The organism is Chryseobacterium sp. TQ-BC-N36 (genome assembly GCF_058382295.1).
Genome location: NZ_CM178175.1, coordinates 616,550 through 640,493, shown reverse-complemented (window position 1 = coordinate 640,493; position 23,944 = coordinate 616,550). Strand labels below are relative to the sequence as shown.

The following is a 23,944-nucleotide window of genomic DNA, read 5'->3' as shown; positions in this document are numbered from 1 at the left end:
ATAATAGCGTATATTTTACTTACTGTTTACAACAGACTTTTATCTGCTTCTGATTCTTATTTTCCGGCTTCATTGACTCTGAAAAAATCTACATCTACGAAGCCTCCGGTATTTTTAGTGGCATAATTGAAAACTGCGAATTTTGATCCCATAAAAAATCTACGGTAATCAAAGATCATTTTGTAATCTTTTGCCATTTCCGTCCAGTTCTTCTGATCAGTACTGTAATAAAAGTCTGCAAGATCTTTCCCGAGGTTAAAATCAGCATCGATACGAAGAAAAACTTTATCAGAATTAAGAGGAATCCGTTTTTTTTCTTCTTTTTTAACCCCTGTAATGGCTTTTGTTTTATTATCCAGGCTCACTTCGTTGGTTGAAAAAACAATGAATTTTTCTTCACCTTCCTTTACTACTGACAAAATCCCGGAATCCCCGTTGAAGGCACTGAAACCTGCTACATCTCCATCTTTCATTCCTTTAAGATCCATGGCGACAACTGCTGAAGAAGTCGGACCCTCCATTCTCTGGGTCAAAGTGTTGGGAGCCGCGTACAGATTGTCTACCGCTCTGCTGGTTTTCAGTCTCAGAAAGCCTTTTCTTTCAGATAAAGACCATGCTTCATTCACCGGATTATGATTCCATTGCCACTGGATTTTCATTGTTTTATCAGAGAACTCATCGCTTTCCACCAGATGATTTTTGGGTTTGAACGGCGGAAGCGGAACTTCTCCTTTCAAAGGAACTTTTCCGTTATCCCCCAGTACTGGCCAGTCATTTTCCCATTGTACAGGCAGAAGCAGCGGAACGCGTCCCACTCCGTTTCTGTCCTGGAAAATAAGGGAATACCAGTTTCCGTTTTTATCATCTATCAAAGCGCCCTGACCTGCATAGGAAAATCCTAAAAAATTATCTTCCAGAATTACTTTTTTCTCGTAAGGACCTGTCAATTTATCTGCCCTGTAGACTACCTGACGGCGTTTTCCGTTTCTTGGCCATGATATCATCATCATATAATATTTTCCGTTTCTTTTGATGATCTGATTACCTTCCAGAAGTCCGGTTTCCGAAGCATCTTTCTGAAATACTTCAATTCCATCCGGATTTCCGATCACTTCTTTAAAATCAGGACTCAGTTCAAAAACTTTGTTGGAAGTAAAAACGTATATCCTGTCATCATCAAAAAATAAAGACGCATCATGAAAATGCCGTGTTCTGGTGATGAGTTTCCATTTTCCTTTTTCGGGATGATCAGTCACATAGAAATAGGATTTGAAAGGTTCATCATTAGGAGAAAACAAAACATAATATTTCCCTTTATGGTAGCGAATTGATGAAGCCCATTGGCCCCTGCCGTAAACGGTTCCGTTCAATAAATCATATTTTGAGTTGTCATTCAAAGTGTCAAAAACATACCCGGACATTTCCCAATGTACCAGATCTCTGGAATGCATTACCGGAGCTCCGGGCATCAGATGCATAGTGGTACTGATCAGGTAAAAATCATTTCCGTTTCTGGTAATGGATAAATCCGGTGCATCTGCCCAGATGATGGGATTGGTAAATGCGGTACTCTGTTTTCCGGAAGGGTTTACCTGGGCTGAAAGAAGATTCAGCCCGATAAATCCCAATAAAGAAACTATATAAGATTTTTTGATTTTCACGTTTTTGATATTTTGGTTCGATTTGATTCTTTTCAGTCTTAAAAGGAAACACTTCGACAAGCTCAGTGTGACATTGCTATTACTAACTTAATTCGGTACAATATCATTGGAAGAGGTGCTGTAAAGTCCGATAAGGCTTCCTGTAAAACCTCCCGCTACATCGGTAGAAAGTATATCTCCTGAAACCGGTCCGCCAAGGTTTTTATAGTTCCTGCCATCCAGTGAATAATTAAAGTTATGTTCATCTTTATCGGCAACAACCTGCAGTTTAACCGGTTTGGATAATGAAATCTTTTCGCTGGCAATCAATTTTGACTGTCCTTTTTCTGTTCTTTCCAATACGATGTAGAAATCTTTATCTTTTTTGGTAATTCCAAAAACGTAATTGAATGTTTCGCTTTGGTAGAGGGTAATTCCAGCCAATTCTTTTTCCGATTTTGGTTTATAATCCAAGGTTACGGAAGTTTCGAAGTCTTCGTGCTGTAATCTATGGAACAAAGATGAAATCGGAGCCAACGCTTTGATGTTCGTTTCCATTGGGCTCACTTTTACACCATTTTTTGTTGCAGTAATGAAGTTTTCACGAGGACCACGCATGGCAATCCAACGGAAATCGAGGTTTTTATCGGTTAGTTTATCGTTGTATGCAAAGTTGCCGTTCGGGAAAAATCCGGTTTGCCCGGTTTGATTCTGAACACCTTGTGGCATTTTCAATTTTGGTTTCATCGGAACCAGGCCATTTTGGAAGACAGGATACGTTCCGCTCCAGTCTACAGGAAGAATAAAAGTTTCACGGCCTTTGTTAACACGGTTGCTGACATTCGGACGAATTGCTAAAAATACGCCATACCATTGTCCGTTCGGACCTTCCACCAAATCTGCATGACCTGCCCAATCCACTTTTTCTTTTCGGTCTCTCGGAAAATATCTTTGCGTAAGAATTGGATTATTTTTAGCGGGAACAAATGGTCCTTTCGGAGAATCTGCCATAAAAATCACCTCGCTATGGTTGCCTCCCGTTCCGCCTTCTGCACACATCAGGTAATATTTACCGTTCTTTTTGTAAATATGGGGACCTTCAATCCAGATGGGTTTTTGGGAAAGATCCACGCCTCCGTTTACAATAATCTTATCCGAACCCGCAACTACCTGGTCTTTTTCGAGATCATAGTCCCAAATCTTAATAACACGGTGACCGCTGTACTGCTCAGTACCTTGTGGAGGAGCATCGTTGTGAACAATGTAAGCTTTTCCATCATCATCAAAGAAAATAGAAGGATCAATACCGTCAAAGTTTAGCTTTTGGACTTCGCTCCATCCTTTTGCAGGATCTTTGGTTTTTACGACCATATTTCCGATACCGCCTGCAAACTGGGTAGTGATCATATAAAAAGTGTCGTTGTGCTTATTGTATTTGATATCCGGTGCATAAATTCCATGCGAAACCCCAGATTTTTCAACTTTAAGCTGGGAAGGCCTGTCCAAAACGTGTCCCACCTGCTTCCAGTTTACCAGATCTTTAGACGTGAAAATCGGAACACCTGGGAACATTGAAAAAGAAGAGTTTACCAGGTAATAATCGTCACCTTTTTTGGTAATGCTGGGATCAGGATAACAGCCCTGTAAAATCGGGGAATAGAACTCATCCGGCTTAAGAGGGTTGTCATTATATATTTTATCGTTTCCATGGTAGTTGAAGTCGGAAAAAGTCTGTGCAGAGAGGTTACTGATGGAAAGTAGTGCTGCCACTGCAATGACATTGGTTTTATTTCTTAAAAAAAAAGGATTCATTAGACTCTTTTTCATATATAGATTTTTTAGTTTTTATTGTAAATAGATTTAGTTTCGGATTGTCCTTCAGAGCTTTTATCACTCCTTCTTAATGTATAGACCTTCCCTGCTTCAGTCGGGAAATCATAGATAAGATCAGTTTTAATTTCAACTGGATTCAATTTTGCTTTGTCAGAAATCACAGGTTTCGGAGTTTCCGGAATTTCAAATAAAGAATTCGGGTTTTTACCTTCTGCTTTTTTCAGTTCTGCATTTCCGGAAAGCTGCATTTCGTTCGGAAGTCTTATTCTGCAGTTTCCTCCCGATCCGGATTTTATGGTAATTTCTTTAGCTTGATTGTTTTCCCAGATAATACTGACTTCGAAACCTCCATATGCTTTCAGCCCTGAAATGCTGCCGTTTTTCCACTCAACCGGAAGTGCAGGAAGAATGTCTATAAAACCATTTTGAGTCTGCAGAAGCATTTCGGTAATCCCGGAAGTACAGCCGAAATTTCCATCAATCTGGAATGGAGGATGTGCATCGAAAAGATTCGGATATGTTCCGCCTTTGCTGCCCCAACCGTCTTTTTCTACCAGTGTTAACTGATCTTTGATTAATTTATTGGCGTGATTTCCATCTAATAATTTAGCCCAAAGGTTGACTTTCCAGCCCATTGACCAGCCTGTGGATACATCACCACGGTGAACGAGTACGGTTCTGGAGGCGTCCAGCAATTCCGGTGTGGTAAACGGACTGATCTGGTTGGAAGGAAATAATCCGTATAGATGCGAAACATGTCTGTGGTTATCTTTAGGATCGTCCAGGTCTTCCATCCATTCCTGCAATTGTCCGTAACTTCCGATTTTCATCGGTGGTAATTTTGAAATAATAGTGTTCCAGACCTGAATTTTATCTGAATCTGTATTGAGAATCTGTGCTGCCTTTTTTGTTTTGGTGAACAAATCGAACATCAATTGATTGTCCATTGTATTTCCCGCCGCCAGAGCACTTCCCTGGTGTCCCTGCGGAATATTTTCGGGTGACATTGACGGGCTTGCCACCAGCCAGTGATTCGCAGGCTCTTCAATCAGGAAATCTTCATAAAACTGTGCTGCAGATTTCAGAACAGGATAAATGGTTCGCAGATAGTTTTTGTCTCCGCTGTATAAATATTTTTCCCACAAATGCTGTGAAAGCCAGGCTCCGCCCATCGGCCACATTCCGGCATTGGCAAAATCCACTACCCCTGTTATTCTCCAGATATCGGTATTATGATGTGCTACCCAGCCACGGCTGTTGTACATTGTTTTTGCCGTTTCTTTTCCTGTTTCGCTCAAATCTTTTATCATCCGGATCAATGGTTCATGCATTTCAGGAAGATTGGTCTTTTCTGCCGGCCAGTAATTCATTTCCGTATTAATGTTAATCGTATACTTGCTGTCCCAGGCCGGTTTATTGGAATTGTTCCAGATCCCCTGCAAATTCGCAGGCTGGCCACCCGGCTGAGAGGAAGAAATCAGGAGATAACGCCCGAACTGATAATATAATGAAATAAGCTCCGGGTCATAACCCGTTGCAAAATTTTTAATACGGACATCTGTAGGATTTTTTGCTGCTTCGGAAGTTCCTAAATTCAGATCTACTCTTTTGAAATAGTTCTGATAAGCATTCAGATGGTTTTGAACTAAAGTTTTGAAACTCTTATTTGCTGCTGCTTCAATATACTTTCTGGCTTTTGTAACTTCGTCTGTATTTAAATTTTTGTAGTCTGTAAAATTAGTGGCCATTGCAATAAGAATCGTAACCTCATGAGCATTGCTTACCGAAATTCCGCTCTCTGAGATCTGAGTTTTGCCACCTTTGGTCATGAGTTTTGCCAGTGCACTGAACTTCACCTGCCCCTGAATGCCGTCTAATGTGGAAGAAACCCCATCCATCTGTAAAGTAGTGGCATCAATGACTTTGACTTCCTTTTTGAGCTCGCTGTTGAATTTTGCTGTAAAGTTCAGTGCATTCCTGTGATCTGAACTTAATTTAATAACGATTACATGATCAGGAATTGAGGCAAAGACTTCTCTTTTAAAATTAATGCCTTCAGAAGTAAATGTGGTGGTTGTGATAGCTTTTTCAATGTCCAGTTCTCTGTAATAATTTCTGATCTCTTTAAGGTTATTCAGATCCAGTGTAAAATCACCAATATTCTGAAATGCCGAACCGTGAACTGTTTTCGCTGTTAATCCCTTATCCGCAAGGATCTGGGCTCTTTTATAGTTTCCGTTGAAAATATAATACCGGATGGAATCCAGAACTTTTGGAGCATCCGGATTATCATTTCGGGAAGGGCCTCCGGACCAGAATGTCCCTTCGTTCAGCTGAAGCTTTTCCTGATAAGGGTCTCCATAGACCATAGCTGCCATGTTTCCGTTTCCTACCGGTAAAGCTTCCACCCATTGTTTTGCGGGCTTGTCATACCACAGCTTATATTTTCCTCCTTTCTGGCCAAAGGAAAATATACTGATCAGAAGACCTATGGTGATGTAAAACCCGGATTTCATTTTTACTTTTTAAACTTCAAACTATATTATTGTTATACTAAACTGTTTTCTTTCTGTTGATCAACGAAATGAGTCCCCAGGCTGCAACATATGAAATGCCTGCGATAAAGAAAATAATATTGTAACCGCCATTGACGTTTCCTGCCTTTTTGAATGTGTCCAAAACGATTCCGATGAACAAAGGAAAAATAATTCCTGCTGCAGAACCGAGCATTCCGCCAAAACCAATGACAGAACTGACATAGCTGTTGGGTAACTGGTCTCCGACCGTGGTCATAAGATTGGCACCCCAACCCTGGTGTGCGGCTGTTGCAAAAGCAATGATAACCGTGATCATCCACATATTATCTACATATTTTGAGAACATGACCGGAACCACCATCAAAGCAAATAATAACATTGTAATACTTCTGGCTCTTCCGATGGCCCAGCCTTTTTTGATCAGAAATGATGAGAGATATCCTCCACCAATACTTCCGATCGTGGTTCCGCTGTAAATAATAATTAACGGAAGAGATGGTTTTGTTAAATCCATTTTGAATACATCCGAGAAATAGGCCGGCAGCCAGAACATGAAGAAATACCAGATAGGATCGGTTAACATTTTACCGATGGCAAATGACCATGTTACTTTATATTTGAGTAATTCCGATAAAGGAATTTTCGTTTTCTCTTCTGTTTTTTCAGCCTGATCACTTTTTATGTACTGCAGTTCTTCCTTGCTGAGATTTTTGGCTTTCTCCGGAACGGCATAGAATTTCCACCAAAGGACAATCCAAACCATACCCAAAGCTCCGATCCATACAAAAGTCTGCCTCCAGCCGTAATGTCCGAGAATGAACGGAACCAATAACGGCGCTAAAATAGCTCCCACCGTTGCTCCTGAGTTAAAAATTCCGGTTGCCAGTGCTCTTTCTTTTTTGGGAAACCATTCAGCCACTGATTTGATGGCAGCAGGAAAGTTCCCTGCCTCACTGATGCCTAAGGTACTTCTCGCAATGATAAACCCGATGGTACTTTTCACAAAACCGTGTCCTATAGAGGCCAAGCTCCATACAATAAGGGAAACCGCATACCCGATTTTGGTTCCCACCCTGTCTATAAACCTTCCCATCGCCATATAACCGATGGCATAAGTCGTGGTAAAGGCCATGACGATATAGCTGTAATCTTTTTCGTCCCAGCTGAATTCCTTTTCCAGTACAGGTTTCAGTAAACCCATTACCTGACGGTCAAGATAATTGATCGTAGTGGCGAGAAAGACAAGGGACAGCATCCACCATCTTATATTGCGGTTTTGAGGAGCCTGCATTGAGTTATTGATTAAGTTGTTGTAATAAATTTTTTGTTTTACGAGTCAGTGCTTCTTCATTAATATCTTTTCCGATGAGAGAGCTTCCCAACCCTGCTGCTATGGCACCTCCATTGAGCCATTCCCTGATATCTTCAGTTTCAGCATGAATTCCTCCGGTGGGCATAAAATTCATTCCCGGAAAAACAGGTTGCACCGATTTGATGTAGTTCTTTCCTAAAGCATCAGCCGGAAATATTTTAACCAGTGTTAACCCATTCTGATGCGCGATATTGATATCGGAAGGGGTAAAGCAGCCCGGAATCAGAAGGATATTTTTTTCGAGAGTATGTTTCACCAATGCCTCATTGATAACCGGTGTAATGATAAAATCTGATTTTACGTTAGCATAATCATCTATTTCCTGTATATTTTTTACCGTCCCGATTCCTAACAGAAGACCAGGAAATTCTGTATGGGAAATTTCTTTCAGCTTAGTGAAATTTTCCAATGCCTGATGGCCGCGGTTGGTATATTCTATCACACGGATTCCTGCTTCGTATAAAGCTTTTATGATATTTTTTGAGACTTCAAACGATTCGTTATAAAACAACGGAACGATTTTCTGGTCTTTTATTTTTTGTACTATTTCATTCATAATGTTTCGATATTAATGCTTTCATCAATGGTATCTCCTTTTACAAAAAGCTTTTTAAAAGCAACTTTTGTAGCATCTTCCAGAACCTGCTGTTCAGGATTTCCTTTTAAAATTCCATGAATCAAAGCGGCCATGAAAGAATCACCGCTTCCTACCCTTTCTTCAATTTTATCTGAATTGTATTTTTCTGAAATCAAAAGCTGTTCACCAGCAAATAAGGTGGCAAAATAATTGACCTTTTCTCCGTTTGTAAAGCGGAAGGTATTGGCTATTTTTTCCACCCCCGGAAATTGTCTTCTGATTTCCAATGCTGTTTTCTCGGCCTGTTTCAGAAGATTTTCATCATCAAATTTTCCGTTAAGCTCATATTCAACCAGAATATCCAAAAACTGCCCAACAGACCAGATATTTCCCATGAGAACATTCACAAATGGCATCAGCTCTTTAATTTTGTGAGGATTCTGGTTTTGCCAAAGCAACGCCCTGTAATTCAGGTCGAGAGAAACCGTAATATTTCTTGTTCTGGCTTCCTTCATGATCTGTAAACATTTGCGGAATGCATTGTCGCTCAAAGCCGGTGTGATGGTACTTATATGCAGCCATTTTACCTCTGAAAATATCTCATCATCACTGAAAGTTTCAAAATCCGATTGGGTAAAAACAGACGGAAAACGATCGTACACCACTGAAGCATTCTGCATATCTCCATCAGAAGAAAGATAAAATGTTCCTATTCTTCCCTGAGTTTTTTCTGCAAGGACTTCTATTCCTTTACTGTTAAGCTGAGATTCCAGCTGGTTTGCTACAAAATTCTCCGGTAATGCTGATAACAGTTTGACAGAATTCTTCCATTGGGAAAGTGCTGCTGCTACATTGTATTCTGCTCCGCCTATATACATCTTAAGAGACTGCTCATTCAGCCACTTTCCTTCGGAATCCGGGGCAAAGTGGAGAAGCAGTTCCCCGAAACATAATATTTTCGTCGAGTCCTGCATAGTATTATATTTCAAAATAATTTTTTGTATTGTGATAACAGATATCCTGGATGATCTTTCCTACCCATTTTTCGTCATCGGGAAGAAGACCTCTTTCCATTTCACTTCCGAACATATTGCATAAAAGCCTCCTGAAATAATCGTGTCTTGAGAATGATAAAAGGCTTCGGGAATCAGTCAGCATGCCGACAAAAGTGCTGATCAGACCGATATTGGAAAGCGTATTCATCTGCTTGGTCATCCCGTCAAGCTGATCAAGAAACCACCAGGCTGCTCCAAACTGTACTTTGGATTTGATGCCTCCTTCATTGAAATTTCCGGCAAGGGATGCCAGAACTTCATTAAATGCCGGATTCAGATTGTAAATAATAGTTTTGGTCAGCTTTTCTTCCGAATTCAGTTCATCCAGCAAAATACTCATTCTCTGTGCGTAATACGGCTCTCCAATGGCATCGTATCCTGCATTGGCACCCATTTTTCTGAACATTTCTGAATTGTTGTTTCGGGTTGCCCCTACATGAAACTGCTGTACCCAGCCTTTTTCTGCATACATTTTGCAAAGCTCTTTCAGCATATAGCCGCATAAAGCTTCAGGATCGGAAAATGTTGAGAGATTGCCCTTCAGGAATTCGGAAAACTCTTTTTCAAGGTTTTGATTCCACTTTTTGGTATCCGGAAAATATTCAAAGCCGTGATCGGCCACTTTGGCCCCTGCTTCCACAAAATAATTGATTCTGGACTGAAGTGCATTCAACAGATCAGAAGCTGAAGTGATTGAAAACCCACAGACTTTTTCAAGCTTTTTAATTCCTGAAAGATACTGCTCGGGATTTATCATATTAATATAGGCATCAGGGCGGAAAGCCGGAAGAACAGCTGTTTTAAATCCACTGTTTTTTAATGCTTTATGATGAACCAGATCATCAGCAGGATCATCTGTAGTACATAAGGCTTCTACTTTAAAATTTTCAATAATGGATTGTGGCAAAAAACCAGGTGTCTGCAGACTTTCATTCATCTGATGATACACGGTATCTGCATTTTTGGGTGATAAATACTCGCTGATTCCAAAAGGATTTTTGAGTTCCAAATGAGTCCAGTGAAATAAGGGGTTACGAAGGGTATAAGGTACTACCTCTGCCCATTTCCTGAATTTTTCCTGATCTGAAGCATTTCCGGAAATAAACTGTTCATCAGTACCAAAGTTTCTCATGGCTCTCCATTTGTAATGGTCACCATCCAGCCAGATAGCGTTTGGGGAGCGGAAATGCTGATTGGCCGAAATAACATCCGGCTCAAGATGATTGTGATAATCGATAACCGGCATCTCTTTAGCATAGCCGAAATACAGATTCTCTGCCTTTGCTGATTCAAGCAAAAACAGTTCTCCGAAAACATTTTTATTTTTAATGGAATTACTCATTATTTATTTTTACAATCCTGGATTTTAATTAACTTGTTTAAACTCTGCAAAGTCACAAAATCTTTATTTTAAAACACTTTAGCTCACTTAAGAAAGTTTAAAATAATTCTGCAGAAAAGTTCACATAAAATGAAAATCAAAGATTTTCACAACACTTTGGTGTCTACATTTTAAAAACAAGACCTTGAATGAAACCATTAAGGTCCTGTTCCAATTATTATATATGAAGAAATTAGTTTTTTATACTCCACTGAAGGCGCTGAAACCTCCGTCAACAGGAATCAGTGCACCTGTGATGAAACTTGCTGCCTCTGAGCACAGAAACTGTACAACACCGTTCAGCTCTTCTACTTCTCCAAATCTCTGCATCGGTGTTTTGGCTATTACTTTTTTACTTCGCTCTGTCAAACTTCCGTCCGGATTCAGAAGGATTGCACGGTTCTGATCTCCAATGAAAAATCCTGGTGCCACGGCATTCACACGTATCTTATCTCCGAATTTTAATGCAAGATCAGAGGCCAGCCATTGGGTAAAATTGGTAATTGCTGATTTGGCTGCAGAATATCCTGCCACTCTTGTAATGGCTGAATAGGCAGCCATAGAAGAAATATTGATAATGTTTCCACTCCCCTGCTCAGCCATTACTTTTCCGAAAACATAGCTGGGGTAAACGGTTCCGTTGATATTAAGATCGGTAACTTCTGCCCATCCCTTCATATCCATATCAAAAAATGACTGTTCGGGAGATAAGGTTGCAGCCGGAATATTTCCACCGGCTATATTGAGCAGAATATCAATGCTGCTATATTTTTCCTTTATTTTCTCTGCAGCAGATTCAAGGCTTTCTATATCCATCACATTGGCTTCTATAGCGAATGCATCTCCTCCCAAGTCTGTCAGTTCTTTTACACGTGTGTCCAGTGTTTCCTGGTTTCTTCCCAGTGCCACAACTCTGGCGCCGGCATCTATAAAACTTTTAGCAAGACTTCCTCCTAAAACACCTGAAGCCCCTGTGATGACTGCGACTTTGTCTTTAATACTAAACAGGTCTTTCATTTTACTTTTTACTATTTTATTACAAACGCAGATTAATTTTTCTGTAATTCCGACTGTACTGCGGCCATTACTCCTTCGATCTGACCCAATGCCAGCATTCGTCCCAAAAATGAATAGCCGGGATTATATCCTTTATCAACATCTTCTGTTAAAAGTCTTCCGTGGTCAATTCTCATGGGCAGATCAGGGTTTTCTTTTTCAAATACACGGATCACGTCGATGAGTTTTCCTCTTCCTCCCAGGTGATGGGCCTCGATGAAGTCACCATTTTCAAAGACATTGGTACTTCTCAGGTGAACGAATTTTGTCCGGTGGGCAAATTTCTGAGCCAGCTTGGGAACATCATTCTGAAGATTAGCACTTAAAGAACCCGCACAGAAAGTCAACCCGTTGTGAGGATTGTCAACAGCCTGCAGAAGCCAGTCAATATCTTCTTCATTGGTCACTATTCTTGGTAAACCCAATAGTGAAAACGGAGGATCATCAGGGTGTACACACATCTGGATATTCCATTTTTCACAGACAGGCATTATTTTTTCAAGGAAATATTTCATGTTCTGACGAAGCTGATGTTTATCGATACCATCATACAATTCCAATAAACTTTTGAACTTTTCCACAGGATTTATTTCACCTTCTTTGATATTTCCGTTCACGAATCCCTGTGTTTTTACAATGACTGAATCTATCAGGTCATTGTTATCTTTCTCCGTTAATGTATTTTTTAATTCTTCTACCTTCTGAAGGATCTCCGGATTATAGTCGTTTTCTGCCCCTTCTCTTTGAAGGATATGAATTTCGAAGTACGCAAATTTGGCTTTGTCGAAATAGAGGGATGACGAACCGTCTTCCCATTCGTGGAAAAGATCGGTACGTGCCCAGTCCAGAACAGGCATAAAATTGTAGCAAACTGTTGTAATGCCTGCTTTACCCAAATTTTCAAGGCTTGTGATATAATTTTCTATTAAAGAGTCACGGTCTTCACCTCCGTATTTGATAGCTTCACTCACGGGAAGACTTTCCACAACAGACCAGCGAAGTCCGTGGCTTTCTATATAGTTTTTATAATCATTGATGGCCTCCGGATTCCAGATTTCTCCGTTTGGGATATCATGCAGTGCAGAAACAATTCCTTCTACTCCTATTTGACGAAGCGTGCTCAGTTCTATTTTGTCTTTTTTTCCAAACCAACGCCAGGTTTTTTCCATAATTTTTAAATTTTAATTCAGTAAACAAAGCAGGTGCTTTCACACCTACTCTGTTGCTGATATGAATGTAGAATGAAATTAATTGTATCCGGGGTTCTGATATTTTGCCTTAATATCAGCAGAAACTTCCATTGCATCAAGCTGATTCTGAGGAATTGGTCTCAGATAATGGAAAGGCTTGATGGTTCTCGTTACTGTCTGTGGAGTATGATCTCCATAAGAAGCTCCCCCGATCTGGTAGGTAGCTGCATAATCTCCCCATTTCTGTGTACGTACCAGATCATACCATCTGTAAAATTCTCCGTAATATTCACGGGATCTCTCTGCAAGGATATAATCAATAGTAATTACAGCGGGTGTAGCAGCAGTCATCGCTGCACTGTTATCTGCTACATAAGCAGCATTCTGGGCATTATTGAACTTCCATTTTCCGGCACGGGCACGAATGACATTGATAAGATCTCTGGCTGTCATCGCTCCTGAAGCACCTTTAACGGCTGCTTCCGCAGCAATAAAATAGAATTCTGAGAATTTGGCAACGCTGAAAGGACGGGTTAATCCTGCATTCGGATATCCTAAACCATTTGGATCATCAGTACGGTAAGTTCCTATCTTCCATAATCCCGGGTATACAATTCTGCTGATTCCGTTTGGCGCAATCACCCAGTCTGCTCTTCCCGGCAGAGTCCCTGCACCTACGCCGCTTTGTCCTGATCCTGAAGGATAGGTAGGGGTCTGGCTGTCATCATTAAGGAAACTCAGGATAGCTCCTCCAGGTTGTACCGGAAGGTTATTGGCGTTATACAATACGGCCACACCTGTAAGCCCTGTTCCGTTTTTATTCCAGTTTCCTCTGTAAGTGGTTACAAAAGTTCCATCATAGCGGGAATCATTGGTTTTATCGGCAAAAGTATTTTTAATAACTCCCAGAGTAGGACACATACGTACCCATGGGCGTCCCAGAGGTTGGGCTGCTTCACGCTGTATTGAGCTTACCACGTCTGCTCCTGCCCATGCTGTTGTTTTGCTGCTTTTGATGGCTGTATAATTCCATGTCTGCATCCAGGCGGCAAAATTGTCAGGGGCCCAGCCAGACCCAAATCCTACAGGATCACTTTCATTGTAATAGGAGCTTGACTGTGTGTGGTCTGCATACAGCATAGACTCACTGTTTCTGTCATTAGCTCCAACATTTACATCATAAAAAGTGGGCTGAAGGCCATAACTTCCGGGGTTATTAATTCCTGCCATAGCTATATCGTAGGCCTGCTGAAAATACCATTGGGCGTTGTGCCCGTCAGGGTCATTTCTCGCTACTTCCGGATAAGTAGGGATATTGTTAGGATTCTGCAGCCACCAGCCATAAGTAAGATAAGCTTTGGCCAGAAATAATCTTGCTACATTCTTTGTAACTCCGCCTGTTACTCTTGGTGCTGCAGGGAGATTATCAATAGCTTTAACAAGATCTGGAAAAATCACCTTTGTATAAACTTCAGTAACTGTATTTCTTGTGGAAATTGTTGCAGGTAAAGTATTAAACTTAAGTTCTCCAGCTCCAAGATCCAATGGAACTCCCCCATAGGTCTGCACCAGCATGAAATAGTCGAATGCTCTGAAAAACCTGGCTTCAGAAATCATAGATTCTGCAATTCCGAATCCCGGTCCTTTTTCTATAATCCCGTTAGCCGTATTAATATAAGGGAAAACCGACCCCCAAATCATGCTTGTTGGAAAAGTATTGGAATTGATAATTCCGTTTCCGGACATATCCAATTCCTTAAAATTACCATCAGCACTTTGTGCCCAGGTAGACTCATCCGTTCCATTCTGGCAATTGCTCATAAAATATCCGTTTCCATACAGCAATCTCAGCTGTCTGTACAGGGAAGTAAAACTCTGGTTGATTCCGTCCGGTGTATTAAAGTAGTCAACGGTGTAGCTTGATCTTGGCTGCTCGTCAAGAATTTCATTACATCCTGTAAATGTAAGTGATAAGAAGATGGCTCCAATTATCAGTTTTTTATTAAAATTTATCATGACTGTCCGGTTTTAAAAGGTTAAGTTAAGTCCCATTAAATAATTTCTTGTAGAAGGGTTATTGGTTCCAATAATCGGCTGTCTCGATTGATATCCGCTTACAGCCTGGTTTTCATTACCTAAAGAGTTAGGTTCCGGATCCATTCCTGAGAATTTATGATAAGGAGAAAATAATACCACAGGATTGGTTACCGTAAAGTAGATTCTTAAACTGGTGATCTTCAAATCCTTTAAAAAGTCTTTATCGATATTATACCCTAATGTTATGGTACGAAGCTTAAGATAGGAAGCATCAAACATTGCCAAAGTGGAAGAATACTTTGGATTATCACCACTTAAATGACGTCCGGGACGCGGAAAGTAGGCACCTGTATTATCTTCTGTCCAATAGTCAACATCCACGTTATTACCACGACCTGTTAATCTGTTAAGATAACTTGCAGATCCGTATAGAGAGCTTATCAGGATTCCTCCATGCTGGAAAGCTCCTACCGTACTAAGTTCAAAATTCTTATAGGCAAAACGCATATTGAATCCTCCCTGAAATTTCGGAGCGGTATCAAAGATCTGTCTGTCATCAGGTCCTATGGCTCTTACCGGCGTCCCGTCAGGATTATAACCTCCTGTATACAGCACTTTAATAGATCCTACAACATCAGCTGCTGTTCCTGGTTCCAGAATATTCTGGTAAGGATCTCCGGCCTGCCAAAGCCCTATATACTGATAATCATATAAAGAGTTGATATTATGCCCTACAAACCATAAGTTATTAACATCACGCGGTGTTCCGGATGCAAGAGATAAAATTTTGTTTCTGTTGGTATAGAAGTTAATTCCGGCCTCCCAGGTAAACCCATCCGGGTTATCAAAAATGACCCCGTTAAGACTTACTTCAAAACCTTTATTTTCTGTTTCTGCCACATTGGATACAATAGAACCTATGGCTGTGGATGGCGGAAGGCTTTTCTGTGTCAACAGGTCATATGTATGGGTTTTGTAATATTCCACACTTCCTGTAAGACGATTGTTAAACAGGCCGAAGTCTACCCCATAGTTTTGGGTTTTTGAATATTCCCAGCCAAGATTAGGATTTGGTGCCTGGCTTACATAAACTCCTGTACTGTTGGTCCCTCCAAAATTATAAGGAGTAACTGTAAGTGCTCCCAGTGTGGAATACGGATTTACAGCCTGATTGGAAGTCTGTCCCCATCCCGCTCTGAATTTAAGGAGATTAATAGCTTTAATATTCTGCATAAAAGATTCGTTGGTAACATTCCACCCTAATGATAATGCAGGATAAGTATGCCATTTGTTACCCGGAGCCAGTCTTGAAGACCCGTCTGCACGAAGTGTTGCTGTCAGCATATACTTGTTGTCATAGGTATACATGATTCTTCCCATTCCAGACAGCAAACCTGTTTTCCAATAAATCTGATCTTCAGGTCTTACGGTAATATCTGCCTGTGGTGACTGTCCTAAGTTATAATACTGGAAAAAGTCTGCCGGAACGTTCTTTGCACTCATATATGAGCTTGTATACTTATTCCCTTCTGCAGAATATAATGCTACAGCATTAATCTTATGCTTACCAAATGTACGGTCATAAGTCAAAAGGTTTTCCAACACCCAGTGATAAGTCTGGTTATTTCCTCTTCCAGCAGCTGAAGGCCCCTGCGGATTGGTGTTGAATACTCCCACACCTGTATAGTTTCCGCTGTTTGAGGTACGGAAATCCAAACCTACATTCAATCGGTATTTCAATCCTTTGATTGGCAGGTTGACCTCACCATAAAGATTATTATAGGATGCAAAAGCCTTGGTTTCATCAATATATTTATCTCCCAGATTTTCCAGACTTCTTCTGGTATAAATCCATGTCTGATCAATTCCACCAGCCGTACTCATTACTCTTTTAAGGCTTCCATCCGAATTATAAGGATTGGCAATAGGAGAATATCCCAGAACTGCTCCCGGATTTACTCCATTTCCCTGGGAGACAGAATAGTTGGTATTCGTGGTAAAACCAAATCTGAAAGAAGAACCTACCTGCTGATCGATAGCTGTACGCAGGGCAAATCTTTCATAACTCTGAAGCGGAATTAATGCATTTTGCTTAAAATAAGATAATCCCACATTATAGTTTCCACCTTCTGTTCCTCCTGAAACCCCGATATCATGGCTGGTCATCATTGCCGGCTTATAGTACAGGCTTTGCCAGTCTGTATTAACACTGTTGTTCTCATCCACCCCATTGGAATACAAAGGCGTCGTATTTCCAGCAGGAATGGCATAAGCACGCAATTTTGCAAACTGAGGGCCATCCATCATAGGATATTTTGAAAACAGAGTCTGAACTCCTGTAAAGGTGTTATAGGTAAATTTAGGCCTCTGCCCTTTTGCTCCTCTGTTGGTGGTAACGAGAATAACCCCGTTTGCTCCTCTTGACCCATAGATGGCTGTAGCTGAGGCATCTTTCAGGATGTCAATACTTTTGATATCACTTGAGCTGATATCTCCCAGTGATCCCACAAAAGGAATACCATCCAATACAATCAACGGGTTATTATCTCCGGTCAGAGACCTTGTTCCCCTGATACGGATCTGCATGGCAGCACCCGGTTTTGTAGAGGTTTGTGAGATATCTACCCCTGCTGTTCTTCCCTGTAATGCCTGGGTAATGTTGGCAGAAGGCACTTCACGCAAAGCATCTCCTTTAACAGTAGCAACGGAACCTGTTACAGCTTCTTTTCTCTGGGTTCCATATCCTATCACAACAACTTCATCTATTTTATTCTCCTTAGCTACTGTATCTTTTTTAACCTGTGAATATGCAATACCGGAAGGCAATAAAGTCATTGCAAAAAATAATGCCGCTCTATTGCTTTTATTGAAATAAAATCGGTTCATAATTATTATTTTTAGTATTAGTTGTTGAATAAAAGGCTGTTTTAATAATTATAGTTTATAAAAATCCTTAGTGTTTATTAGCCTTTTATTTTATTATTATATATACATATTCACGATGGCTTCAAACAATTCCTGTTTTCCGCTTTTTGGCTGTGGTTCGCCTATTTCGTGAGCGATTCTCTGAAGATCTTCCAGTGTAAGTGTACCCTCCTCGAATGCTTTTCCATTTCCGTTATCAAAAGAAGCGTAGCGGTTTGTTCTCAGTTTTTTGTAATCCGAATTTTCAAGAATATCAGCTGCAGCAAGAAGACCTTTTGCGAATACATCCATTCCTGAAATGTGTGAAATGAATAAATCTTCAGCATCAATAGAATTTCTTCTGATTTTGGCATCAAAATTTACGCCTCCTGTTCCCAGTCCTCCTGCCGGAAGCAGTACAAGCCATGCCTGAACCATGTCATAATAATCAATCGGGAATTGGTCGGTATCCCATCCGTTCTGATAATCTCCTCTGTTGGCATCAATGCTTCCTAGAAGTCCTGCATCTACTGCAACCTGAAGTTCATGCTCGAACGTGTGCCCCGCCAATGTAGCATGGTTTACTTCGATGTTCAGTTTAAAATCTTTGTCTAATCCGTAATGTCTAAGGAATCCTATTACTGTTTCAGAGTCATAATCGTACTGATGTTTGGTAGGTTCCATCGGCTTTGGCTCGATCAGGAAAGTTCCTTTAAAGCCTTGCTGGCGTGCATAGTCTCTTGACATGGAAAGAAAACGGGCCAGATGGTCTTTTTCACGTTTCATATCCGTGTTTAAAAGGCTCATATATCCTTCTCTTCCTCCCCAGAAAACATAATTTTCACCTCCAAGTGCTATGGTAGCATCTATTGAATTTTTCACCTGGGTTCCTGCGCATGCCACTACATCAAAATTTGGATTGGTAGAAGCGCCGTTCATGTATCTTTCATGCGTGAAAACATTGGCTGTTCCCCATAAAAGCTTAATTCCGGTTTCCTGCTGCTTTTGTTTTGCGTATTCTACAATCGCCTGCATATTCTTCTCATAGTCTTTCCAGTTATCCGCAGGATCTACCAAATCGATATCATGGAAGCAGTAATAACTGAAGCCCATTTTAGACATGAATTCAAAGCCTGCGTCCATTTTATGCATTGCTCTGGTCACAGCATCATTTCCGATATCCCATGGGTGGTGGATGGTAGGACCTCCGAACGGATCACTTCCGTTTGCACACAGGGTGTGCCACCATGCCATCGCAAATCTTGTCCAGTCTTTCATAGGTTTTCCCATCACGATCTTTTCCGCATCATAATAGCGGAATGCCAACGGGTTCTTGCTCTCCTTCCCTTCAAACTTAATTTTTTCAATACCCGTAAAAAACTCTTTTGTACCTGTTAAAGTGTTCATATTTATTTGATTATTTTTAATTTAATTTTAAATTTTTGCGTAGAGATACCCTTCTCACTGCGTCTTAAAAGTCAGTAAGAGGATGAAAAATACGGTTGTAATTGTCCTAGATTATTTCGTTAAGATGATGTTTCCATCTGCCATAGGCTTCTAAATATTGTTCTCGTTTTTCGTGTTCAGGCTCTATCACCGCTATTTGTTCGAGTGAAGAAAATGCTTCTCTGGAATCTGAGTAAAACCCTATTCCCATTCCGGCAGCTCTTGCTGCCCCTACCGCTCCATCGGTATCATAAAGTTCAATGACCGCATTGCTTACACTGGATAGCGACTGGCGAAAAATTGAACTTAAAAACATGTTGGCATTTCCTGCACGGATCACCTGAATATCCATTCCGATATTTCTCATGATATCCATTCCGTATTCGTAAGAGAATACAATACCTTCCTGCGCTGCACGCAGTATATCTCCCTTAGTATGTATATTGAAGTTAATTCCATGAATAGAACAGCTTGTATCTTTATTTTCCAGCACTCTTTCGGCCCCGTTTCCAAAAGGAATAATGCTTAATCCTTTTGAGCCAATCGGTGAAAGTGAAGCCATATCATTCATATCACCATAAGAAGAAAGTGAGGTTGCAAAATTATGCTTCAGCCAGGAATTTAAAATACCGGTTCCGTTAATGCACAGTAAAACGCCCAGCCTGATCTGTTCCGGTGTGTAGTTGACATGGGCAAATGTATTTACTCTTGACAATTTATCATATTCCAGCTGATCCAGAACTCCGTACACTACTCCGGAAGTTCCTGCTGTAGAGGCAATTTCACCCGGGTTAAAAACATTCAGGGAAAGTGCATTGTTGGGCTGGTCACCGGCTCTGTAAGAGATAGGGGTACCTTCTTTTAAGCCTAATTCTTCAGCTGCTGCTTTTGAAACGGTTGCCTGAATCCCAAATGTAGGTACAATTTCCGGGAAAAAACTTTTGGGAATTCCATAGTGATTAATGATATCTTCCGATATGCAGTTGTTTTTAAAATCCCAGAATATTCCTTCTGATAATCCTTCGATGGTCATTCCGATCTGTCCGGAAAGTCTCATCGCAATATAGTCTCCCGGAAGCATTATTTTGTCTATCTTTTCAAAAATTTCAGGCTCGTTTTCTTTTACCCATGCAAGCTTTGATGCAGTAAAATTTCCCGGTGAATTTAAAAGATGTGATAAACATTTCTCTTCCCCTATTTCCTTAAAAGCTTTTTCTCCATAAGGAACAGCACGGCTGTCACACCATATAATTGACGGTCTTAAAAGATTCTGATCTTTATCTACCAGAATCAGCCCATGCATCTGCCAGGTGATTCCAATTCCTTTAATATCTTCAGCATGTACACCGGATTCATGCATGACAGCTTCATGAGCCAACTTCAGATTGATCCACCAGTCAACTGGATTTTGCTCTGCCCATCCTGGATTTATAGCAGTGATTTTCATTTCTTTTTTGGGAGAAAATTCAGAAGCAATCACTTTTCCACTGGATGCCTCGATGAGACAAACTTTCACAGAAGAACTGCCAATGTCATAGCCTAGTAAGTACATAATTTTTTAAAGGAATTATTTTATAAGTTTTGTATTGTTTTTCTTGTAGATTTTCGCATCAAATCTGTAATATCTTGCTGCACGGTGTGAGACATCTTTCTGAATCTCATCCAAAGGAACAATGTAGGGGAAGGAAGATATTTTTTTATGGAAATTCTTAATATCAATATTTTTTTCACTCAGAGCACTGTAGAGCTGATAAAGCTGTCTTATGGTAAACCTTTTTGGCAGCAGTTCAAAAATAATGGAGAAATCAGATTCAATCCATTTTCTGATCTCGATCAGAGATTCACTGATGATTTTGTTATGATCAAATGGCAACGCCGGAACCTCATCAATAGGATACCAGTCTACGGTATCATATTTTGTGCTGTTGATCTTATGATCTATTTTGCAGAGAGAAAGATATGCTACTGTAATGATTCTGTCTATATGATGTTTATACTCTTTATCCATCCATTTTATATCATGTACATTACTTGCTCTCATTGGATCTGCAAAGCATTTGAACTGTTTAAGAACCATTTTTTTGATCCCGGTAAGTTCATGAAGAACTCTTTGAGCGGCATCATCTACATCTTCATCGCTGAAAATCAAACTACCTGGCAGTTTGATCTGTTTTTCCAAAGGAACATCATCAACATGGCGCTGTACTAATAATATATTCAACCGGTTTTCATGGTCGAATCCGAAAACAACACAGTCCACAGAGACATAGGTATGGATAAAGTTTTGATTCATTAGTTCGTTAACATTTTGGTAACATTACAAATATAAAAATTCATCTGAATAAAAAAAATAAATCAATCATTATCTACTGCATATCAACACATTACATATCGATTTTTTATGATATCAATTGCATAAAAAATATGATAAGGTTATCATTAATTTTACACTTAGTTATTTCATAAGACATGAATTAACAATTAATTGCAACAGCATAACGTCAAAAAAATGATCTTTTTTTTTTGAATAAATAGTATGATAAGAAGAATGATTTTTTTTTTCATTTTGACTGAAAAAAAAATGTAAAAAACACACTTTTTATTATCAAAATGCAACTAAAACCCTCCTTTTTTTTACCACTTTTCCTAGTCCAGCAGCAAAAGTTTTATGAAACAATGAATTTATAGATTAAGATTACCCTCGATACAAAAGCAAAAAAGCGATGTGGCTGTATCCGTCTATATAAGATCACTTTCACATAGTTGCTAAACGGCTTAATAAATTGAGATACTGGACTTTGAAGATCTCATCAAAAAGAAACAAGAAACTGTCTCAAAAGTGTCACTCTGATGAAATGAACTGTAATGAAGAATCTCATGCTTCTGGTTATCAATGAGATTCTTCCTTCGTCAGAAATCGAGGGTTCGATGTAGTCAGTGACAAAAGCCAAATTATTTGACTTCTGACACAGCGTCATGTTTTTACAGATACAAAATTTGGGCTCCAGAAAATTTAACTAAGCAGGCTGAGATAAAGAATACCTTACCTATTTATATGCCCCAGCAATCCTGGAAGACCGTATTCTGTCACTTGGACAATGTTATCTGTGACTTTCCCAATTCAGTTAAATAAGGATAAAACAATTGTTCAATCAGCCTACCATAATAATCAACTGCTTTTCTTCCTTTTAACATGGTATTGAGTTCATTAGCTGAAATCCAAAAATCTCCAATGATATAAATATTGTTGATTAAGCTTTCCCACACAGGAATGGGAATATCCTTTCGCATAATACCTTCTTCGCGATAATAAGCAAACAGATCCATAAACTGCTGCTGACGGATAGCAAACCGTTTGGCATTTTCTTTTTTCACAGAAGGTAAACGTCTGGCAATTACTACAAAATGTATATATATAAACCGGTATTTATAAATATGCTCCATGACCAGTACTATGGATGATTTTAATGCATCAAGAGTTAGATTTTTGAATACAGGTAATTCATCCAGTTCCTTAATATGGTTATTATAGATGGTGGCAATGATATCATCAGCATTCTTAAAATAATACTGAATATTACTGTGACTGATTCCCATTTCTTTAGCAATATGCCGGATCGTTATTACATCTATACCCTGCTCATTGAATAAATGAGTAGCGGTAATCAGTATTTTTTCTTTTGTATTCATAACAGCGAAAATAAAAATTTTAGTACAAATGTACAAGTGTGGAAATTTTTAGTACATTTGTACTAAAATATAGAAATTATGAAAGTAATCATCATCGGTGCAGGCATAGGAGGGCTTACCACTGCTATTGCTTTACAGCACAACAAAATCCCTTTTGAAATCTACGAAGCGGCAACAGAGCTTAAAGCCGTGGGAGCAGGTATATGGTTAGGTGGTAATGCAATGAATGTCTATGAGCGTCTGGGATTGGCAGAAATAGTAAAAGATAATTCCATATTTCTCGAATCTGTATTTATAAAAGACATAAAAGGCAACCTTCTGCAAAATATTGATAATACAGACATTAAAAAGCGCTATGGTAATGCTACTCAAGCCATACATCGTGGTACCTTACAACAGATTCTGATGAATGCTGTAAAACAGACTATACATCTTGGTAAAAGATGCGTAGATATTAAAAACAATACGGTATATTTTGATGATGGTACCACTGATCATGCGGATGTGATCATAGGTGCGGATGGTATCCGGTCTGTCATACGGGAACAGCATGTAGCTAAAGCGCAATATCGCTATTCAGGTCAGACCTGCTGGCGGGCCATTATCAATACCACTCTTCCATCAGCAGAACAATCAAGAAGTGGAGAAGTATGGAGCCGTAAAGGTGGTGTACGTGTATCCATTTCACAGGTAGGTGTCAATCAGGCTTATTTCTGGATGACCAAAGCCATGGACGCAGGGAGCCGGTTTACCCCCAACGAGGCACTCTCCTATATACAACAAGAATTAATGCCTTTTGACCAGCATATACAGGATATAGCAAAAAAACTGAATGCTGAGACTCTGATACATGGAGATCTTTATGATATACATCCTCTTAACCAATGGTATCGGGACAATGTTGTATTAGTAGGAGATGCAGCCCACGCTTCTACTCCCAATCTGGGACAGGGAGCCAGCCAGGCAATTGAAGATGCTTATATACTCGCTGCCTATCTAAGCAGGGAATCTGGTCCTTCAACTGCTTTCGCCAAATACCAGGCAAGACGGTTAAAACGTGCCCAACGGGTTGTAGATGCATCCTGGATGCTGGGCCGTCTTACCAGTGTGAAGAGTCTGCCTTGCAGTCTTCTCCGTAATTTTCTGGTTCGGTGCACTCCTGATAATATTACCCGTAAACAGTTCGACTTTCTTTATGGCGTTAATTTAAATATTGAATAGATTTT

Annotated in this window: 16 protein-coding genes; 1 reads left to right on the top strand and 15 read right to left on the bottom strand. The window is 39.9% G+C overall.

The features are described from left to right. Positions 1–56 precede the first annotated feature (56 nt). From AC3FI7_RS02755 to AC3FI7_RS02685, 15 genes are all read right to left on the bottom strand, one after another. Positions 57–1,661, bottom strand: a complete 1,605-nt coding sequence (locus AC3FI7_RS02755; RefSeq protein ID WP_491461328.1) for a glycoside hydrolase family 43 protein — start codon at positions 1,659–1,661, stop codon at positions 57–59. Between the two features lie 87 nt (positions 1,662–1,748). Beyond that, the gene (locus AC3FI7_RS02750) at positions 1,749–3,467 is read right to left on the bottom strand and encodes a glycoside hydrolase family 43 protein (RefSeq protein WP_491461327.1); all 1,719 of its coding nucleotides are present in this window, start codon (positions 3,465–3,467) and stop codon (positions 1,749–1,751) included. Between the two features lie 11 nt (positions 3,468–3,478). Continuing rightward, complete coding sequence (locus AC3FI7_RS02745) at positions 3,479–5,989, bottom strand: glycoside hydrolase family 95 protein (RefSeq protein ID WP_491461326.1); 2,511 nt, start codon at positions 5,987–5,989, stop codon at positions 3,479–3,481. Positions 5,990–6,026: 37 nt separating this feature from the next. After that, positions 6,027–7,301, bottom strand: a complete 1,275-nt coding sequence (locus AC3FI7_RS02740) for an MFS transporter (RefSeq protein WP_185248352.1) — start codon at positions 7,299–7,301, stop codon at positions 6,027–6,029. A gap of 4 nt (positions 7,302–7,305) precedes the next feature. Next, a complete protein-coding gene (locus AC3FI7_RS02735; protein ID WP_491461325.1) occupies positions 7,306–7,938 on the bottom strand; it encodes a bifunctional 4-hydroxy-2-oxoglutarate aldolase/2-dehydro-3-deoxy-phosphogluconate aldolase in 633 nt (210 codons plus the stop codon). Then, positions 7,935–8,933, bottom strand: a complete 999-nt coding sequence (locus AC3FI7_RS02730; RefSeq protein WP_491461324.1) for a sugar kinase — start codon at positions 8,931–8,933, stop codon at positions 7,935–7,937. The genes AC3FI7_RS02735 and AC3FI7_RS02730 overlap by 4 nt, the downstream gene beginning before the upstream one ends. A gap of 4 nt (positions 8,934–8,937) precedes the next feature. Beyond that, positions 8,938–10,356 (bottom strand): glucuronate isomerase, encoded by a 1,419-nt coding sequence (gene uxaC, locus AC3FI7_RS02725; protein WP_142722534.1) that lies wholly within the window; start codon positions 10,354–10,356, stop codon positions 8,938–8,940. Positions 10,357–10,596: 240 nt separating this feature from the next. Next, positions 10,597–11,412 (bottom strand): SDR family oxidoreductase, encoded by an 816-nt coding sequence (locus AC3FI7_RS02720; RefSeq protein WP_491461323.1) that lies wholly within the window; start codon positions 11,410–11,412, stop codon positions 10,597–10,599. 32 nt (positions 11,413–11,444) lie between these two features. Continuing rightward, positions 11,445–12,620, bottom strand: coding sequence for a mannonate dehydratase (uxuA, locus tag AC3FI7_RS02715; protein WP_142722532.1), 1,176 nt, complete (start codon positions 12,618–12,620; stop codon positions 11,445–11,447). A gap of 78 nt (positions 12,621–12,698) precedes the next feature. Continuing rightward, positions 12,699–14,657 (bottom strand): RagB/SusD family nutrient uptake outer membrane protein, encoded by a 1,959-nt coding sequence (locus AC3FI7_RS02710; RefSeq protein WP_142722531.1) that lies wholly within the window; start codon positions 14,655–14,657, stop codon positions 12,699–12,701. A gap of 12 nt (positions 14,658–14,669) precedes the next feature. Further along, positions 14,670–17,564, bottom strand: a complete 2,895-nt coding sequence (locus tag AC3FI7_RS02705) for a SusC/RagA family TonB-linked outer membrane protein (RefSeq protein WP_343658276.1) — start codon at positions 17,562–17,564, stop codon at positions 14,670–14,672. 96 nt (positions 17,565–17,660) lie between these two features. Continuing rightward, positions 17,661–18,989, bottom strand: coding sequence for a xylose isomerase (gene xylA, locus AC3FI7_RS02700; protein ID WP_142722529.1), 1,329 nt, complete (start codon positions 18,987–18,989; stop codon positions 17,661–17,663). Positions 18,990–19,095: 106 nt separating this feature from the next. After that, on the bottom strand, positions 19,096–20,580 hold the full coding sequence (locus tag AC3FI7_RS02695; protein WP_142722528.1) for a xylulokinase: 1,485 nt from the start codon (positions 20,578–20,580) through the stop codon (positions 19,096–19,098). A 15-nt stretch (positions 20,581–20,595) separates the two neighbouring features. Then, positions 20,596–21,321: an NUDIX hydrolase gene (locus AC3FI7_RS02690; RefSeq protein ID WP_142722527.1), complete on the bottom strand. Its 726-nt coding sequence runs from the start codon at positions 21,319–21,321 to the stop codon at positions 20,596–20,598. 794 nt (positions 21,322–22,115) lie between these two features. Then, the gene (locus AC3FI7_RS02685) at positions 22,116–22,718 is read right to left on the bottom strand and encodes a TetR/AcrR family transcriptional regulator (RefSeq protein ID WP_491461322.1); all 603 of its coding nucleotides are present in this window, start codon (positions 22,716–22,718) and stop codon (positions 22,116–22,118) included. A gap of 78 nt (positions 22,719–22,796) precedes the next feature. Between AC3FI7_RS02685 and AC3FI7_RS02680 the strand changes: the two genes are divergently transcribed. Then, positions 22,797–23,939 carry an FAD-dependent monooxygenase gene (locus AC3FI7_RS02680; protein WP_142722525.1) on the top strand — a complete coding sequence of 381 codons (1,143 nt, stop codon included), beginning with the start codon at positions 22,797–22,799 and terminating at the stop codon, positions 23,937–23,939. The last annotated feature ends 5 nt before the right edge of the window (positions 23,940–23,944 follow it).